This is a genomic window from Desulfitobacterium hafniense DCB-2, assembly GCF_000021925.1.
Taxonomy (GTDB): domain Bacteria; phylum Bacillota; class Desulfitobacteriia; order Desulfitobacteriales; family Desulfitobacteriaceae; genus Desulfitobacterium; species Desulfitobacterium hafniense.
This window is the reverse complement of record NC_011830.1, coordinates 4,516,688-4,534,581: the sequence shown is the minus strand read 5'-3', so window position 1 is coordinate 4,534,581 and position 17,894 is coordinate 4,516,688. Positions and strand designations below refer to the sequence as shown.

The window sequence follows — 17,894 nt, the reverse complement described above, 5'->3', positions numbered from 1 at the left end:
AGGGAGGAAAAGCTCATGTGGAATTTGCTGAAACGAAGCTTGAAGATGGGTCGGTTAAGTGAAAAACGATTGGAGCAGGGCGAGGCCCACCTCCGTTCCCTCCGTCAATCCTGGCATATTCGGCACCTGGATTGCGGTTCCTGCAACGGGTGTGATTGGGAAATGTCTGCCCTTCTCAACCCCATCTATGATTTGCAGCGCTTTGGGTTGGATTTTGTGGCTTCTCCGCGCCACGCGGATATTCTGATGTGCACCGGCCCCATGTCCACTCATCTGATTCAGGCTGCGCTGGCAACCTATGAAGGGACCCCCAACCCCAAAAAGATCATTGCCGTAGGGGATTGTGCCCTGGATGGGGGAATGTTTAAAGAGGCTTATGCAGCCCATAATGGTGTGGGAGAAGTGTTACCTGTGGATATCAAGATTCCGGGCTGCCCTCCTTCACCGGATGAGCTGCTGAAGGTCCTGCTTCAGTTAAAATGAACAGATGTAGAATCAGGACATAATCCGTAAGATCTTTTGCCTGCTTTGTCCTTCAAGCTTGGACTATTTAACCTCCTTCCTTCATAAACATGGTTTTAGAAGGGAGGAGGTTATTTATGTTGGATAAACTCACCAAAAATGTAGGGGAAGCGCTGGATTTTCCCCCGGATGTTGCCGGAAACGGGCCGCGTATTACTGTTACCGGCCGTCAGGAAGTTCTTGTGGAAAACTACTTGGAAATCGTTGAATTTACGCCAGAAGAGATTCTTTTACATACAACGGAAGGCCAGTTAACGATTACCGGCAAGGAACTTGTGCTTAAGACAGTATTGGCAACAGAGCTATGGATTGTCGGACAATTTACAGCTTTAGCCTATGCGCAAGGTTGAGTTTTTGTATACTATAGAGGAGGGGACTCCAAATGATTGCTAGGTTCCGAGAGTTTCTGCAAGGGCGTGTTCTTTTTGTGGCCCGGGGAAATCAGCTGCCTCGATTTATTAATGAGGGAATACGCCAGGGCATTGTATTCTATAAAACCCAGCGCTCAGAAAAAGGCGTAAGAGCCCAAGTGAAGATTCAGGACTTCCGCCGCTTAAAGCGGCCTGCCCGCCTGACTCATACCCGAGTGCGCATCGTGGCAAAATACGGATGGCCTTTTGTAGCCGCACGCTGGTGGCGGCGGAAGTTCTTATTGGCTGGGATTATGATTATCGGTGTGGCACTGGCTGTCTTGTCCCAGATGATTCTTTCTATTTCCGTGTCGGGGAATACGACGATTTCCAGTCAGGAGATTTTTGACAGCGCCGAAAAACATGGGCTCAAGACGTGGACGCGGCAGGATTCCGTGGATTTAAATGAAGTTTCCAAACTATTGGTTGAGGAATTCCCGGATGCCGCCTGGGTCGGTATCAGCAAACATGGCACTCGTGTGGAGATTAAAGTAGTGCAAAAAGTCCGTCCTCAGGTTCCGGGTGAAGCTGGGAATTTAGTAGCCAGCAAGGCTGGATTGGTTCAGCAGGTTATGGTCATCCAAGGGACTCCGCTGGTTCATGAAGGGGAAATTGTCAAGCCGGGGCAGGTCCTGATTCAAGCACCAAGAGCTATCCACAATCCCAGCGCCAGACCGCGAACGGACCGCCAGCTGCAACAAAAGGATTATATTCCTGAAATAGTTCCCGCTGCTAAAGGCTTTGTACGCGGGAGGGTCTGGTACAGTGCCGAAGCTGTGGTGCCTTATGATGAGGAACGGATCATTGAGAGTGGAAATGTTGCCAAAGGCTGGGGTATAAAATTCGGTGCACGAGTCATAATGGTAACAACACCGGAATCGCCTTTTAATTTGGTCAAAGAGGAAGTTCAATATCATGGGGTAACCTTATGGAGGAATTGGCGACTTCCTGTCGAAATAGTATCTGTGCAGTATAATGAACTGCAGAAGAAGCAGATTGAACGAAATGAAATGGAAGCTCGCCAGGCCGCAGAGGAATTGGCACGGGCGGAAGTCCATGAGACGATTTCCCCGGGAGCTCGTATTCTGGAGGAAAAGGTTCGTGTCTTGGAACAGGCTGACGGTGAGCGCGTGCGCATTGAAGTAGAGTCGTATGAGGATTTAGCGGTTTACCCGGAGGAATAATTCGTGTAGGAGTTTTAGCACCAGGGGGCGAAAAATTGACGAAAGAAGCAAAGGTCTATTTGCAGGATGCCACTGAAGCAATGAACTTGCTTGGGACGGAAGATGCTCATTTGAAGATGTTGGAGAAACACTTGGGGACACGGCTGGTGGTGCGGGGGGAAGAAATGACCATTACCGGAAGTGTCGATGAGGTTGACAAGACGGAAGCTGTGGTTAAGGAGCTGTTGGACATGGTTCGGCAAGGGCACCTTTTGACTCCCGCAGGCGTTGCTTATGTTATCTCCCAAGTGGAAGAAGGTCATGGTCAAGGCATGGCTGATGCTCTCGCCAAGGTTATTGCCACCACTCACAGGGGGCGCCCCATTAAGGCGAAGACATTGGGCCAGGCAAAGTACCTTGAAGCCTTAGAGAATCATTCCATTGTCTTCGGCATCGGACCGGCAGGAACAGGAAAGACCTATTTAGCTGTAGTGATGGCCGTATTGGCTCTGCGGGCTAAAGAGATTAACCGTATTGTACTGACCCGGCCGGCAGTTGAGGCGGGGGAAAAGCTCGGTTTTTTGCCAGGAGATCTGCAGGAAAAGGTGGATCCTTATTTAAGGCCTCTCTATGATGCTCTTTATGACTTGCTGGGGCCGGAGACGACACAGCGCTATGTTGAAAAGGGGACCATTGAGATTGCTCCTTTAGCCTATATGCGGGGCCGTACTCTGGATGATTCTTTTATGATTTTGGACGAAGCTCAGAACACCACTCCTGAGCAGATGAAGATGTTCCTGACCCGCCTGGGGTATGGGTCCCATGCCGTGGTTACAGGAGATGTGACTCAGGTGGATTTGCCCCGGGGCCATTATTCCGGTTTAAAAGAAGTCCAAAATATTCTCAAAGGCCTACCGGATATTTCTTTTCATTACTTTACTGCTGCCGATGTAGTACGCAATCCTCTCGTTCAAAAAATTATTCAGGCTTATGAAAAGGCTGAAGAAACTTCAGAACCAGGTCAGTGAAAGAAGGATGCGTTTGAACATTCGTAGATTAGGCTCCTTAAAGCTTTTTTCTGATATAAGCACCACTTGGCGGCATATCCAGGTACTGGTGGTGTGTTTTGTGCTGTTCACAAGTATTCTGTCTTCAGGACTCTTTGTCTCCAAACTTCACCTGAAGTTGGGTGATCCCAGCCCTCAGCTTGTGACGGCTCCTTATGAAAAGAATATTGAGGATTTAAAAAAGTATTACCAGGATCAAGAAGCGGCGGCGGAGGCGGTTAAGCCGGTTTATACCCAGGATGAAGAGTATCTGACCAGCATTTCCCGGGATTTGAGCACGGCTTTTACTGCTTTGGAGGAAGCAATAGCCAGTGATGAAGATAAGGCAGATGTGCTGAAAAAACTGCGTCAAGTTGCTCCTTTTAATGTTCTGCCCCAGGAAGCACTGGAAGGCCTGTTGGATTCCTCCCTGGATTTATTGGAAGAAAAAGAGCAGAAAGCCACGGAAGTTATTTTAGTGAATGCCCGCGGTAAGGAGACAGGTGCCCACACACCTCAAGATGTCCCTGCCTTACGCCAAAAGATTAAGCAGGATATTAATGAAGCCTCTTTCCCGGACGAGTTCAAGGCTTTTCTCAACGAGTTCGTGGATGCTAAAATCACTCAGCCCACCTTGCTGGAAGATACAGAGGCTACAGAGAAATTAAGGCAGAACGCACGGGCTTCGGTACTCATGGAATCGCAGCGTTATAAAGCCAATCAAAAGATCGTCGGACCGGGAGAAATTGTTGACGAGAAAATCATGCAGGTTCTGGTGGGCTACGGACTGGTTGAGAACCAGTCTCCTTGGCGTTCTGTTGCCGGTATCGCCTTGATTGTCTTAGCCAGTATCGTTACTATGACATTTTATGCTCATCAATACCGGAAAAACGTTTCCGATATATCTAAAAAACTGCTGCTCATTGCTTTAATGATGTTCCTGGTCCTTGCTATGGGGAAAGCGGTCATCTCCCTGAATCTGGGGGATGCCGAATATAATGCCATGACCGGTATCTTGATCCCTGTGGCCTGGGCTACTATGACCATCGCCATTCTGGTGGATGTGGAGATAGCTTATTTTTCGGCGGCACTTTTGTCTGTATTTGTGGGTTTATTGGCTGATCCCACTATGTCTACCCATTCAGGTTGGCTGATTGCTCTGATCGCCTTGTTTGGCGGCTTTATTGGTGTTCATAGTGTCTCCCTATTAAGCCAGCGATCCGATTTGGCCCGGGCGGGACTTTATATTGCAGCATTCAATGTGCTTACGGCCAGCTGTATTGCTTTAATCTCAGGAATGGGTATCTCTGCCTGGCTGATCAGCATCGGTTTAGGGATTGTGAACGGGATTTTTTCCTCAGTTCTTGCGGTGGGAACTCTTCATTGGTTTGAGACTGGTTTTGGAATTACCTCGGCAGTACGCTTATTGGAACTCTCCAATCCTAACCGCCCCTTGTTGAAGCGGCTTTTGATGGAGGCGCCGGGTACTTATCACCACAGTGTGCTGGTGGGCAACCTGGCGGAAGCAGCGGCAGAAGAGGTACAGGCCAATGCGATTTTGGTTCGGGTAGGAGCCCTATACCACGACATCGGCAAACTGAAGAGGCCTTATTTCTTTATTGAGAATCAGTTCGCCCAAGATAATCCTCATGATAAAATAGCTCCCACTCTCAGCGCCTTGATCATCACCTCCCATATAAAAGACGGGCTGGAGATGGCCAAGGAAGAAAATCTGCCTCAGGTCCTCCAGGACATTATTGCCCAGCACCATGGGGATAGTGTCGTCAGCTTCTTCTACCATAAAGCTATGGAAGATAACGCTAATGTCCCCGAAGAAGCGTTCCACTACGAAGGGCCTAAGCCTCAGACCAAAGAGGCCGCCCTGGTCCTTCTGGCAGATAGTGTGGAAGCGGCAGTTCGTGCTATGAAACAGCCCACGCCAGGGCGTGTTGAAGGCTTGGTTCGTAAAATCATCAAGGACAAGCTTAATGATGATCAGCTTAGTCAGTGTAATTTGACCTTCCAGGATTTGGATAAAATTGCCACCGCTTTTGTCCGGATTTTGAGCGGCATCTTTCATTCCCGGGTAGAGTACCCCGATATGCATACCAAACAGCTGCCGGAACCGGGGAAGATTGAGGATGTCCGGGAGATGGAGCAAGAGGAGCTTGCTGCGGAAGGAGAATCCGCGGAAGCAAAAGGAGAATCCAAGACGGAAAAAGCGGATAATTCGTAATGGAAGGGGGTGAGGAGCCGTTTAGGCGGTTCCGCACCGATGTATTTGGATATTAATTGGGAAGAAGACTCCATTCCTGAAAATGAGCGTGGATCACTTACAGGGCTTTTAGAGCAGGGAATTGCCAAGGCCGTCCATTTATCCGCGGAGTCCGAGGAGGCTGAGGTCAGCCTGACCTTAGTGGATGATGCCAGAATCCATGAACTGAATCGAGATTATCGTGGCGTGGATCGGCCAACCGATGTGTTGTCCTTTGCCCTGCAGGAGGAAAGGTCGGATGAACCGGACATCCTGGATTACGAGGACCATCTGCTTGGTGATATAATTATTTCAGTGGAGCGGGCCAGAGCTCAGGCTATTGATTATGGACACTCCTTTGAACGGGAACTGGTCTATTTAGCGGTCCATGGAACTCTCCACCTTCTGGGCTATGATCATATGGAAGAAGAGGATAAAGAGGAAATGCGCCGGCAAGAAGAAGCAGTAATGAGTCAAATCGGTCTTTTGCGTTAAGGTAAAGGAAGATGACTATGGGACAATATCATAAAAAACCTTCCAACTGGGAAAGCTTTGGCGATGCTTTTCAGGGAATTCTCTATAACTGCAAAACCCAGAGACATTTTCGCTTCCACTTATGCACCGCCGCATTAGTTCTGCTCATTGCTGCTTGGCTGGGACTGGAGCGCTGGGAATGGGTGATTTTGCTGCTGACCATCGGCAGTGTCATGGCAGCAGAAGCTTTTAATACGGCGGTGGAGCTTGCCGTAGATTTAGCTGAACCAAACTTCAACCCACAGGCCGGCCTAGCCAAAGACGTAGCGGCCGGGGCGGTTTTGATCACGGCGATTATAGCGGTTGCTGTCGGGGTCGTGATTTTTGGGCCTCGTTTAGCCGGCCTGCTTGGGCTGAGTTGAAAAAGGCCTTCGGAGGCGGAGTTTCCAGAAGGCTCCGGATGTCGTCGGGAGTCACCGGATGTCTCCAGGATTTTGCTTTACATCGGTCGCTCCATAAGCTGCGCGGACAAAACTAACGCTCAAGCCCTCCGCTCCGAAAGGTGCCCCGCCAAATCGCTCCTCGAAAGCACTGCTTTCGCACTTGTTCTCAATGGCGGGTTGGAAATGTCCTGTTTCCAACCTTTCTCTGCTGCAGGCTTTTCGCGAAGTTTTGTCTCCGCTCGCTTAAATTCGCTTCCTACCGTAAGGCAAAATCCTTGGGCTGCTTTTCGGGCCTGAGCGAGTGGGGCGTTGTGGGAATGCGGGGCAGGAAGCTTTGCCTGAGCGGCTTTTTCCGCCTTTACCGACGCCGCTTAAGCGGCAGAGTCGGCTGCTGGGAGAAAGCTCCAGGAAAGCTGGACAGCAGAGCTTAAGAAGACCAGCAAACATGACTTTGAAAAAGCCCTGTAAGCCGTAGCTTTACGGACAAAATCCAAGATTCAGGGCTAAGCCCCAAGAGCCAAGCAAACGAAAGGAGCCGCTATGGACTCACCAGAACAAATTTCTCCAGAGCTAATCGAAGAACTAATCCGCCGGGCCCAGAAAGCCTATCAAAGCGCCTATGTCCCCTATTCCAACTATCCGGTAGGAGCTGCTACCCTTTGGGAATCCGGGCGCATCATCGCCGGATGTAATGTGGAAAATGCCAGCTATGGCTTGACTATCTGCGCGGAGCGCAATGCTGTTTTCCACAGTGCCTATCATGGAGAGCGCCGCTTGAAGGCGGTGGCGGTGGCAGTGCCCACGGATGCCTTTCCTTCGCCCTGCGGTGCCTGCCGCCAGGTGTTGCGGGAGTTTTCCCAGGATTGCCTGGTTATTTTAGTCAATGGCAAGGGGCAAACTAAGATGACCCGCTTGAGCGTTTTGCTTCCCGATTCCTTTGGCCCTGAATTCTTAGGTTAAGCCTTGGCTGGAATTTTTCTAAAACGGTCAGAAAGTATAGGCTGGCGCTGGATAACTTTGCAAGCATAAGTGCAACCAGCGCCTTTGCCTCATTTACGAGCATGGGGTTAAGGCAAACAAAGTATGAAGACAATATCTTCGGGCGAGGTGGGTTTTCTTATTCAAACAGGACTAGTCCGTTAAAAATTGCCCTTTACGAAATTTGCGAAGCTAGCTTAGTAAAATTCAGAATGGCCGGATTTTCAACTACCTTTGCAGCCTATCCCTATAACATAGATACCAAAGCAGTCATAACGATTAAACATTAAGGAAGTGAGCAAATTTGCACGGTTCTGAACCTAATAGAGATTTTCGCTCGGGATTTGTCACAGTGGTTGGCCGTCCTAATGCCGGAAAATCTACATTACTTAACCAACTTTTAGGGCAAAAGATTTTAATCATGTCCGATAAACCTCAGACCACCCGGAATAAGATTCATTGTATACTGACCGAGGAAAGAGGGCAGGTCGTTTTTCTGGATACGCCGGGAATTCATAAGCCTAAGCACAAGCTGGGCGAGTTTATGGTGGATTCGGCTTTGGAATCCCTTCGGGAAGTGGATCTTATCCTGTATATGGTGGATACGACCGCTGAGTTTGGTGCCGGCGAGGAATACATATTAGAAAATCTCAAGCACGTAAAGACTCCCTGTATTCTTCTGCTGAATAAAATTGATCTTATTGAAAAAGATAAATTATTAAAGCTTATTAAGGACTACTCTGCTTTGAAAGATTTTCTGGCGATTCTTCCTATTTCAGCTAAAACCGGAGAGAATAAGGATGAACTGCTGAAGCTGATTTTCAAAGAAATGCCTCAAGGGCCTATGTATTATCCTGAGGATGAAGTCACGGATCAGCCGGAACGCTTTATTATGGCAGAGCTGGTGAGAGAAAAGGTGCTTCAGCTTACCCGGGACGAAGTTCCTCATTCTATTGCCGTCGTTGTGGAGAGTGTGGAAGAAAAGAAAACCCTGATCAAGGTCCGCGCCCTGATTGTAGTGGAACGGGATTCCCAAAAAGGCATTATCATCGGTCATGGGGGAAGTCTCCTCAAAGAAATCGGTCGTTTGGCCCGCCAGGATATTGAGACCCTGTTGGGCAGCAAGGTCTTTCTGGAGCTCTTTGTCAAGGTTGAGAAAGATTGGCGCAATCGGGGAAGGAGTCTCCGGGAATTCGGATATTCGGATCGGAGTTAGAAAGGATGAGAACAATGAACTTAGCAGGCATGATCGATCATACACTTCTCAAACCGGAGGCTACAGAAAAAGATATTGTGAATCTATGCCATGAAGCCAAGCAGCACAAATTTGCCACAGTCTGTATTAATCCGGCCTATATCTGCACTGCCGCCAAGCTTTTACACGGCAGCGGTGTGGGAGTAGCCACAGTCATCGGCTTTCCTTTGGGAGCGACCATGACGGAGATTAAAGTTCAGGAAATTTTCGCCGCTAAAGCACATGGTGCCCGGGAAGTGGATATCGTGATCAATATAGGCTGGGCGAAATCGGGCAATTGGGAAGCTGTGGCGAAAGATATAACACGGGCTGTGGAAGCGGCTCATTGCTGTGGTGTCACGATCAAGGTCATCATTGAGACCTCTTTGCTTACTGAAGAGGAGAAGCAAAAGGCGGCAGAGATCGTCAAGGCATCGGGAGCGGACTATATCAAAACGTCCACAGGCTTTGCCGGCGGCGGAGCTACAGTGGAAGATGTACGCAATCTGAAAGCCTGGGTGGGTCAATCCGTCAAAGTGAAGGCTTCGGGAGGAATACGTTCCCGTGAGACCGCGTTACAGATGGTGGAGGCCGGAGCTGATCGCCTGGGAACGAGTTCCGGCGTGCAAATAATCACGGTATAAGAACGGGATATTTACAAAGACTATGAGGTGAAGATGTGGGAGTTTACCACGCCGATGCTTTGGTGATTCGAAGCCGGGAGTATGGAGAATCAGACCGTTTGCTCACTTTATTTTCAAGAGAATACGGGAAAATCCAAGCTGTTGCCAAAGGGGTGCGTAAACCGAAAAGCCGTCAAAGAGCAGGAGCCCAGCTGTTTACCTATGCAGAATACCTATTACATAAAGGTAAGTCACTGGATACTGTCAACCAGGTCAGCCCCAGGGAGAGCTTTCCCCATTTATGGACGGACTTAGATATGAGCATGGCGGCTACGGCAATGGCAGAGCTTCTTGATCTGGCAACTCTTCCCGGACAACCTCATCCGGAACTGTTTACCCTCACCTTTTCCAGTTTATTTCTCGTGGAAAGCTGTGATCCGGCTTTGGTTCAGTGTACCTACGCTTTGAAGCTGATGAATTATCTCGGCTATCGCCCGCGTTTAGTGGAATGTGCCGAGTGCGGGCAAAGAGTTCAAGGGGAGCGGTTATTATTCAGCCCGGACGCCGGTGGGGTAGTTTGCCGCCAATGTCAAACTCAGGGAAGTTCTCCCGCCGTCGGGAGATGGGTCAGTGGGGGAAGCCTAGGGCTAATGCGCCAGCTTCTTCAAGGAGAGCTGGAAAAATTGAACCGGCTGCGCTGGAACCAATGGAGCAAAAAAGAGATCCTTGAGGTTTCACAGTATTTTTGCGAACAAACCTTAGATAAATCCTTAAGATCTTGGAGTATGGGGAACCGCTTGGTCAACGTGGGACAAAACCCAAGCGGAAAGGATGATTTAAATGAGCGAAGAGATGTGGACGGAACTGGAGAAAGTTGATATTCTGTGCGACCGCTTAAATCTAAGCTATGAAGAAGCCCGCCGTGCCTTGCTAAGGTCCAACGGGGATGTGATTCAAGCGTTGGCGGATTGCGAAAGAGAGAAAGCCCTTGAAAATGGGATGGTGGGAAAGATGTGGAGCGGCACCAAGAATCGTTTCAACAAGCTTTGGCAAACCCAGGTTAAACTCAAGCACAATGACCATACCGTATTCAGTATCTCTGCTCCCCTTGGCCTTGCCATAGGCTATATGGTGTGGAGACGGCCTGCTCTGCGGGTGCTCGGCTTGGCGGGAGCAGCCATGGCAGCTATGCAGAATTATGAACTGGAACTGGAGTCCATGATGGATGATCATGAGTTTGAACCCTATTATCATGCATCTTACCCCATGAGCTATCATGAAAATGAAATAGGACTTCAATAGGCAAAAGACTTCGGAGAAATGTACTCTCCGGAGTCTTTTCTTATTGAAGCCTTCAGTGCTTATCTGTATTATTTACGGAATAAACAGAAAGTAACTGAAAGTTATCACTTTCTTTATTGTCTAAATTATTTGACAATTCTTATGTCCTATGGCAGAATAGAAAATATATTTTTTCGTTATTGAAAATAAATCTAAAATTCATAGGGGTGATTTTTGACGTTTAAATAAGAGATAGTTATTTAAAATATTCACATACAAAACTGCTTTCTTAACACTAGAAAAGACAGTTAAAGAGGGGTTTTACGTAAATTTTTGTTTCGGCGAAAGCCGGGGCAATTGTAATAATAAGAGGGGGAGAGTAAATGGAAGTAACTCGTCGTGGGTTCCTTAAGCTTTCTGGGGCATCCCTGTTTGCTTTGGCTTCCGGTCTTGGCTTTGATCCACAGATCGCCCAAGCCCAGGGATTTAGTCTTAGAATTGAAGGAACAACTAAGATTCCTAGCATTTGCCATTTCTGTTCCGGCGGGTGCGGTTTGCTGCTTCATATTAAAGACGAAAAACTCGTTTATCTGGATGGAGACCCGGATAATCCGGTGAATTCCGGTGCCTTGTGTCCGAAAGGGGCCAGTTTGGGTCATGTGGCCAATGCCAAGGACCGTGTCACAAAGCCCAGATACAGAGCTCCCGGGTCCAGCGATTGGCAGGATATTTCCTGGGATGAAGCGATTAATAAGATCGCCTCAAAGATCAAGGAAGTTCGTGACACAACCTGGATGGCTACGGAAGAAATTGGTGGTACAGCCTACAATGTAAACCGCGCTGATGGCATTGCCGTTCTCGGTTCAGCCGAAGTGGATAATGAAGAATCCTACCTGATCAAGAAACTGTCCGAGCTCATCGGAACACCTTATAACGAACACCAGGCCCGGATATGACACGCTCCCACGGTGGCAAGTTTGTCACCTTCATTTGGCCGCGGAGCTATGACCAATTCCTGGACGGATATGCAAAACACGAAATGCTTCCTGATTGCGGGCAGCAACTGTGCGGAGAATCATCCCATAGCTATGCGTTGGATCAATAAAGCCAAAGAAAACGGCGCCAAGGTGATCGTGGTGGATCCGCGGTTTACCCGTACCGCCTCCCAAGCAGATATCTTTGCCCAGGTTCGTCCCGGTGCGGATATTGCTTATTTAAATGCAATCATCAATTATATCTTAGAGAACAAACTCTATGATCAAGACTATGTACTCAACCATACCAATGGGCTGTACAAGATCAGTAAAGACTTTAAATTTGCCGATGGACTGTTTTCCGGATTTGATCCCGAGACCAAAAAGTATAATTTTGACAGCTGGGCTTATCAGCTTGATGCCGAAAACAAACCGGTGAAAGCGGAAAGTCTGGATGATCCTGATTGCGTATTTGGCAAGCTTAAAGAGCATTTCTCCCGTTACACTCTGGAAGTAGGGGCCGATATCAGCGGTATACCTGCTGAAAAAATTAAAGAAATTGCTGATACCTTCTGCAATACCAGACCAGGCAGCATTCTTTATGCACTGGGCATGACCCAACACACCACCGGCGTTCAGGGAATCCGCAGTTACGCGATCATCCAGCTGCTTTTGGGCAACGTAGGTAAAGCAGGCAGCGGCATCCAAGCCTTGCGTGGTGAGCCCAATGTTCAAGGCTCCACCGATATGGCCAATCTCTTTAATAACCTGCCGGGTTACTTGCCGGCCCCGGTTCATACGGATAAGGATCTGCGCAGTTATCTGGTGCGCAGCGGCTCGGCTTTTGAAAGGCATATTATCTCTCAGCTCAAAGCTTGGTTTGGCGAAAATGCCACCAAAGAAAATGATTATTGCTTTAATTACCTGCCTAAGTACAACTCAGGCAAGAACTACAGCATGGTAAAACTTTGGGAAGCTGCCAATAGCGGACAATTCAAAATGCTGCTTAATTTTGGCTCGAATTCCATGGTATCCATCCCTAACCGGCAAATCGTCCGTGAAGGCTTGGCAAAGCTGGATATGCTGGTCATCGCGGATGTTTATGAGGTTGAAACTGCCCAATTCTGGCGTGAAAAGGATCCGACCACAGGCGAGCTCCTGGTCAATCCGGCCAAAATCAACACAGAAGTCATCCTGCTTCCCGCAGCTTTCGTCTATGAAAAAGGGGGCACGCTATCCAACTCCGGCCGCTGGATTCAGTGGAAGGATGCTGCTCTGAAGCCGCCAGGGGAAGCTAAGCCTGACCTGGATATTCTGGATCATATCTACCATAAACTTAAAGAACTTTATGCCGGCAGTACCGATCCTAAGGATGAACCCATTCTCAAGGCCCGGTGGGACTATGGTCATGAACCGGATCCGCTGAAAGTTCTCCAGGAGATCAGTGGTTATGATGAAACAACTGGTAAAGTGCTGCCTACCCTGGCTGATTATTTAAAAGCTCCTATCGGCTCAGCTTCGTCAGGCTGTTGGATTTATGCCGGTGTTACAGGCAATGGCAACCTGGCTGCCCGCCGGGACAACAGTGATCCCTCGGGGCTTGGTCTATACCGCAATTGGAGCTTCTCCTGGCCGGGTAACATCCGCATCCTTTATAATCGCGGCTCCTGTGATATGAACGGTCAGCCTCTGGATGAGAACCGCAAGCTGATTTGGTGGGATGCGGCCAAGAATTCCTGGGAAGGCAATGACGGTGCCGATGTGCCGGACAAAACCAAAGGCCCGGATACCCCGGAAGGGAAACAGGTTTTCCGCATGAATCCTGAAGGAGTAGGCCGCTTATTCACTGCGAAATATTTCAGTGGAATTCCTGCCACACCTGCAGCAGATGGCTTGCCCCATATTGGCGTTAGACCGGCCGGTCAATGTAATGACGGTCCTTTGCCGGAGTTTTATGAGCCGGTGGAAAGTCCGACGGTCAATAGTCTGCATCCGGATGTAAGCTCTAATCCTACCGTGCCCATCCCGAACTTCCTGCCTGGTGTTACGAACCATGGCAGCAAGGAAGATTTCCCTTATGTACTAACGACCTATGCCTTAGTTGAGCATTTCTGCGCCGGCGGGATCACGAGAAATATCCCCATGCTCAATGAGCTGATGCCTCAGCCCTTTGCCGAGATCAGCAAAAATCTGGCCCAAAAGATCGGAGTCAAAGAAGGGGACATGGTAGAAGTATCTTCTGCCCGTGGCAAAGTTCAAGTAGTCGCCCTGGTAACGGACAGAATTCAGACCTTAAAGATCAACGGTCAGGATTCCGAAACCATTGGTATGCCTTGGAGTTGGGGCTTCGCATCCCTAAGTCCCGGACCGACGACCAACAACCTGACCATCAGCGCCATCGATCCCACTGCAGGCACCCCGGAATATAAATGCTGCCTGGTCAACATAAGGAGGGCGTAGCAGATGAGTAAAAAAATGATTCTCGTGGACACCTCTAAATGTACCGGCTGCAAGGCCTGTTCCGCAGCCTGCAAGGAATGGAATGAGTTACCGGCTGTTAAGACATCATTGGTCAAAAGTTATCAGTCGACCAAAGATTTGGATCCTAACACCTACACTTATATTGCCTTCGATGAAAAGTACGAAAACAATACCATGCTTTGGATGATGCGGAAAGCTCAATGCTTTCATTGCGCCGATGCTGCCTGCTTAAAGGCCTGCTCCTCTGAGGCTATATCCAAAACGGAGACCGGATTTACGATCATTGATGAGGACAAATGCATCGGCTGCGGATACTGCGTGACCAACTGCCCCTTTGATATTCCCAGGATTGATCAGACAACCCAAAAGGCCACCAAGTGCACCGGCTGCTGGGAACGGGTGGAGAATGGCCTTGAGCCCGCTTGTGTCGCCATTTGCCAGCCGGGAACCCTGACCTTTGGGGATGATGCCGAAATGATGCAAAAGGCTGAACAGCGCTTGTCTGAGCTGAAGCAGAGATATCCCAAGGCCAATCTCTATGGCAAGGATGTGGTAGGGGGAACACTTTATAAGTATATCCTCCTGGATACTCCGGAATCCTATGGTTTGCCGGCCAATCCCACGGTTCCCTTTACCCTGACCCTTTGGAAGGATATCGCCCGCCCGCTGGGTGCGATTGCTTGCGGTGGCGCGGCGGCAGCAGTTCTTGTTGGAACTTTGGTCAATGTGGCTAAAGGAAATTACAGCAAGGATCATTTTGTTGAAGATGACCACCAGGGGAAAGGAGGGTCACTGTAATGGCGCAAAACTCCAAACAAGTCCCGGAAGGAAAAGTTCTGAGATTTACAGATGGGGAACGATTCAGTCACTGGGTTCATGCAGTTTCCTTTTTAATTCTTCTCTTTACGGGTTTAGCCGTTTTGTCGGTCACCTTCCGGCCGGCTATGGCCATCGTCGGAGGAATTGACAACGCCCGCATGATTCACCGGGTTGCGGCCCTCTTCTTCGCCGTTGCTGTCGGCATGAAGTTCTTTATCGGTGACACCAAGCATCACTGGGGGTGGATTCGTTCTGTCTTTACCTGGACGAAGGCCGATGTGATGCATGTCAAAGCCTTTGCCGTGGAATTCTTCGGCGGGCATGGCAATTACCCTCCCCAGGCAAAATTTAACGGAGGGGAAAAAATCAACTCCCTCTTCACCATTTTTGGCTCTATCTTTATCACCATCAGCGGGTTGATCATGTGGTTTCCCCAGTACTTCCCCATAGGCTTAGTGCGCATAGCCTATCCTGTTCACGACCTATCCATGATTTTCATGACCACCGCTCTGATCGGGCATCTCTACCTGGCCCTGATCCATCCCGAATCACGGGCTGCTCTGCCGGGCATGCTTAAGGGTTATGTATCCAAAGGCTTTGCTAAGTCCCATCATGGCGCCTGGTATGAGGAGATTGAAAAGCAGGAAAAGGCGGGGAAATAGGTTGATCAGCTGCTTATAATGATAGCTTCATCAGCAAATAAATGATCCGGTCTGCTGCCGGCCCGGGTGCCGGTTTGGGCTTAGGGGCTGGCGGCAGACTTTCTTTAGGAGGAAACGTTGTGCGGAAAAATATTCTGACCACTGAACAAGAAGAACAGCATTTGGTTGCAGTAAAAGATAACTATCTGAAGCTGCAGGGGGAAATAAAGCTTTGGCAGCAGGAGCACGCTTCCAGCCTGGCGGCTGATTTCCGGCTTGAACCTGCTTCCCCGCGGTTTACTTTGGATAATTTGCCTGAAGAAAGCATTATTGATTTGTGGCAAAGACTCAATCAAGTTGCCGATGAACCACAGGAAAAAGCTGATTTGCGCACCCTCCTGGAACAATTTAAGCAGGGCGAGTCTCTGGATAATGCAGCTGCTGCCCGATTGCAACTGGCTCTGGCCGGTGTTGCCCAGATGCTCTGCCAACACTTGGTTCCCAAACCCGGGGAAGATAATCAACCCTTTGGGACTTGCCCGGTCTGCGGAGAGAAACATTTTATGACCCTTTTGGCTCCGCCGGTCGGCAAACGCTACCAGCAATGCCTGGTCTGTGGTTATCAGCGACCTGTCGATGCCTCCGGCTGCGCTTGTTGCGGCAGCATGGATGCCAAAAAACAAACCTACCTTAAATCTGAACAGTATCCTGGGCTGGAAGTAGCAGTCTGTTCTGACTGTGGCTCCTATTTCAAACAGGTGGATCTGAGAAAATTAAGTGTCGACGATCTGGTCTGGGAGGATATACGGACTATGCCTCTCAACTATGCTGCCGAAAAATGGCTGGCCGGGCAACATGGTTGGAATTAGGGAACTTTAAAAAATTGAGTTGCCTATTTGAAAAGCATACCAGGTATGATATATAATACACTATGGGAATGGATGGATCCCGGTGGGTTCCGCGGACTTCAAATCCGTTGTCGGGTGGGTGATCCGGCCGAGGTAGGTTCGACTCCTACACATTCCCGCCAAAGAATGTAATAGTGGTGATTTGCGGACATGATCAATGCAGTGTGCTCTCTGCTCAATTCATGTCCCTTTGCTATGAGGAGGCACTGTTTTTGGAGAAGGATTTAGAACGATTAAAAGCGCTGAGAACCATCGCTCCGATGAATGAAATCCTGGATCATGCTGAAGTCGCGGCCTTGGCCGAGGGGATTGGCAAAGCTGTGCTTGGTGAAACAATAACCCAGGTCATCGATGATTACAGAAAACAGTTGCTTGGAGATAAGTCCTTTGCGGCATCTATGTCCCACCTGTCCCGCCAGGAGATCACCTTGCATTTGGTTCAGGAACTCAAAGATAAGCTCGACGCCCAGGATAGTACCTGCTTGAAAAAATTGATCAATGCCACAGGAATTGTCCTGCATACGAATCTGGGCAGGGCCCCTCTGCCGGATTCGGCCATCGGCTTAATTCAAGAAGTCAATGAAGGTTACAGCAACCTTGAATTTGATCTGGAAACCGGCAACAGGGGTTCCCGCCATACCCATATCGAACCTCTGATTACCCGTTTAACCGGTGCTGAAAGCGCCATGGTGGTAAACAATAATGCTGCTGCAGTGTTTATAAGCCTTAATACCTTAGCTAAGCAGAGAGACGTCATTATTTCCAGAGGGCAACAGGTGGAGATTGGCGGAAGCTTCCGTATACCGGATATTATCGCCTCCAGTGGCTGCACGATGATCGAAGTCGGCACAACGAATAAAACGAAACCAGATGATTATGCCAAGGCCATTACGGAAAATACGGCCGTGTTGTTGAAAGTTCATACCAGCAATTATAAAATCTCCGGCTTCACAGAAGAAGTGCCACTTCAGGATTTAGTGGAGCTGGGCAAAATAAAAAATGTACTGGTGATGGAGGATTTGGGCAGCGGCTGCCTTTATGATCTGAGCAAAATCGGACTGCCCCATGAACCAACTGTACAGGAAGTTATCGCTGGCGGTGCGGATCTTGTCACCTTTAGCGGGGATAAATTGCTGGGCGGTCCACAGATTGGTGTCATCGCCGGCAAAAAGGCTTTGATCGACAAGATTAAAAAGAATTCTTTTGCCCGCATTGTCCGTTGCGATAAAAGTTCTATTGCGGCTTTAACTGCAGTTTTGAAACTCTATATGAATCCTGAAAAAGCCCTTGCCCAGATCCCCGCCTTAAACATGCTGGCCTTAAAAGAGGCAGACTTGCTGCTGCGGGCAGAGGAGCTGGAGCGGCAGCTCCAGGCCGCCTTGGGTGAACGCTGTCAAGTGGAAATCGTGGATGTTCATGATGAAGCAGGGGGTGGCTCCTTGCCGGATGTTCTGTTAAAAGGCAAGGCTGTATCCTTAACGATCGACGGTTTATCGGCCAACCGGCTCCAGGAGCTCCTCAGACAAGAGCCCATCCCGATTATTTGCCGGATCGTTAAAGACAAAGTCCTGCTGAATGTCCGCACTATGTCGGAAAAGGAATTTCCCCTCATTACGCAAACCATGCAGAACATCGTGGGGTGA

The 17,894-nt window shown here is 49.1% G+C and carries 18 protein-coding genes and 1 tRNA gene; 18 read left to right on the top strand and 1 reads right to left on the bottom strand.

The genetic code is table 11. The annotated features are described in order from the left end of the window. Window positions 1-15: 15 nt before the first annotated feature. From DHAF_RS21390 to DHAF_RS21360, 7 genes are all read left to right on the top strand, one after another. Window positions 16-483, top strand: a complete 468-nt coding sequence (locus DHAF_RS21390; RefSeq protein WP_015945148.1) for an NADH-quinone oxidoreductase subunit B family protein — start codon at window positions 16-18, stop codon at window positions 481-483. Between the two features lie 116 nt (window positions 484-599). Continuing rightward, the gene (locus DHAF_RS21385; protein WP_015945147.1) at window positions 600-872 is read left to right on the top strand and encodes a YabP/YqfC family sporulation protein; all 273 of its coding nucleotides are present in this window, start codon (window positions 600-602) and stop codon (window positions 870-872) included. Between the two features lie 32 nt (window positions 873-904). Next, window positions 905-2,116, top strand: coding sequence for a sporulation protein YqfD (yqfD, locus tag DHAF_RS21380; protein ID WP_011460858.1), 1,212 nt, complete (start codon window positions 905-907; stop codon window positions 2,114-2,116). A gap of 35 nt (window positions 2,117-2,151) precedes the next feature. Beyond that, entirely contained in the window at window positions 2,152-3,123 is a 972-nt protein-coding gene (locus tag DHAF_RS21375) for a PhoH family protein (RefSeq protein ID WP_005816443.1), read from the top strand. A 13-nt stretch (window positions 3,124-3,136) separates the two neighbouring features. Then, the gene (locus DHAF_RS21370) at window positions 3,137-5,377 is read left to right on the top strand and encodes an HD family phosphohydrolase (protein ID WP_015945146.1); all 2,241 of its coding nucleotides are present in this window, start codon (window positions 3,137-3,139) and stop codon (window positions 5,375-5,377) included. A gap of 39 nt (window positions 5,378-5,416) precedes the next feature. Then, the gene (ybeY, locus tag DHAF_RS21365; RefSeq protein WP_015945145.1) at window positions 5,417-5,890 is read left to right on the top strand and encodes an rRNA maturation RNase YbeY; all 474 of its coding nucleotides are present in this window, start codon (window positions 5,417-5,419) and stop codon (window positions 5,888-5,890) included. A gap of 17 nt (window positions 5,891-5,907) precedes the next feature. Beyond that, window positions 5,908-6,291, top strand: a complete 384-nt coding sequence (locus tag DHAF_RS21360) for a diacylglycerol kinase family protein (RefSeq protein WP_015945144.1) — start codon at window positions 5,908-5,910, stop codon at window positions 6,289-6,291. Between the two features lie 51 nt (window positions 6,292-6,342). On the opposite strand, the gene DHAF_RS26205 is transcribed toward DHAF_RS21360, so the two are convergent. Next, the gene (locus DHAF_RS26205) at window positions 6,343-6,510 is read right to left on the bottom strand and encodes a hypothetical protein (RefSeq protein WP_193345574.1); all 168 of its coding nucleotides are present in this window, start codon (window positions 6,508-6,510) and stop codon (window positions 6,343-6,345) included. A 342-nt stretch (window positions 6,511-6,852) separates the two neighbouring features. Between DHAF_RS26205 and DHAF_RS21355 the strand changes: the two genes are divergently transcribed. The 11 genes from DHAF_RS21355 (at window position 6,853) to selA (ending at window position 17,894) form a co-directional block, all read left to right on the top strand. Further along, a complete protein-coding gene (locus tag DHAF_RS21355; protein WP_005816436.1) occupies window positions 6,853-7,272 on the top strand; it encodes a cytidine deaminase in 420 nt (139 codons plus the stop codon). 322 nt (window positions 7,273-7,594) lie between these two features. After that, the gene (gene era / locus DHAF_RS21350; RefSeq protein ID WP_015945143.1) at window positions 7,595-8,506 is read left to right on the top strand and encodes a GTPase Era; all 912 of its coding nucleotides are present in this window, start codon (window positions 7,595-7,597) and stop codon (window positions 8,504-8,506) included. Window positions 8,507-8,511: 5 nt separating this feature from the next. Further along, window positions 8,512-9,168, top strand: coding sequence for a deoxyribose-phosphate aldolase (gene deoC, locus DHAF_RS21345; protein WP_015945142.1), 657 nt, complete (start codon window positions 8,512-8,514; stop codon window positions 9,166-9,168). Window positions 9,169-9,203: 35 nt separating this feature from the next. Next, entirely contained in the window at window positions 9,204-10,025 is an 822-nt protein-coding gene (gene recO, locus DHAF_RS21340) for a DNA repair protein RecO (protein WP_005816431.1), read from the top strand. After that, complete coding sequence (locus DHAF_RS21335) at window positions 9,988-10,449, top strand: UBA domain-containing protein (protein ID WP_011460851.1); 462 nt, start codon at window positions 9,988-9,990, stop codon at window positions 10,447-10,449. Before recO ends, DHAF_RS21335 begins: the two co-directional genes overlap by 38 nt. Before the next feature lie 362 nt (window positions 10,450-10,811). Continuing rightward, window positions 10,812-13,862, top strand: coding sequence for a formate dehydrogenase-N subunit alpha (fdnG, locus tag DHAF_RS21325; RefSeq protein ID WP_015945141.1), 3,051 nt, complete (start codon window positions 10,812-10,814; stop codon window positions 13,860-13,862). 3 nt (window positions 13,863-13,865) lie between these two features. After that, window positions 13,866-14,681 carry a 4Fe-4S dicluster domain-containing protein gene (locus DHAF_RS21320; protein WP_005816422.1) on the top strand — a complete coding sequence of 272 codons (816 nt, stop codon included), beginning with the start codon at window positions 13,866-13,868 and terminating at the stop codon, window positions 14,679-14,681. Beyond that, entirely contained in the window at window positions 14,681-15,364 is a 684-nt protein-coding gene (locus tag DHAF_RS21315; RefSeq protein ID WP_005816420.1) for a formate dehydrogenase subunit gamma, read from the top strand. The genes DHAF_RS21320 and DHAF_RS21315 overlap by 1 nt, the downstream gene beginning before the upstream one ends. Before the next feature lie 41 nt (window positions 15,365-15,405). Further along, window positions 15,406-16,212 (top strand): formate dehydrogenase accessory protein FdhE domain-containing protein, encoded by an 807-nt coding sequence (locus tag DHAF_RS21310; protein WP_011460848.1) that lies wholly within the window; start codon window positions 15,406-15,408, stop codon window positions 16,210-16,212. A gap of 64 nt (window positions 16,213-16,276) precedes the next feature. Then, window positions 16,277-16,373 (top strand) — tRNA-Sec (locus DHAF_RS25855). Between the two features lie 90 nt (window positions 16,374-16,463). Then, complete coding sequence (gene selA / locus DHAF_RS21305; RefSeq protein WP_015945139.1) at window positions 16,464-17,894, top strand: L-seryl-tRNA(Sec) selenium transferase; 1,431 nt, start codon at window positions 16,464-16,466, stop codon at window positions 17,892-17,894.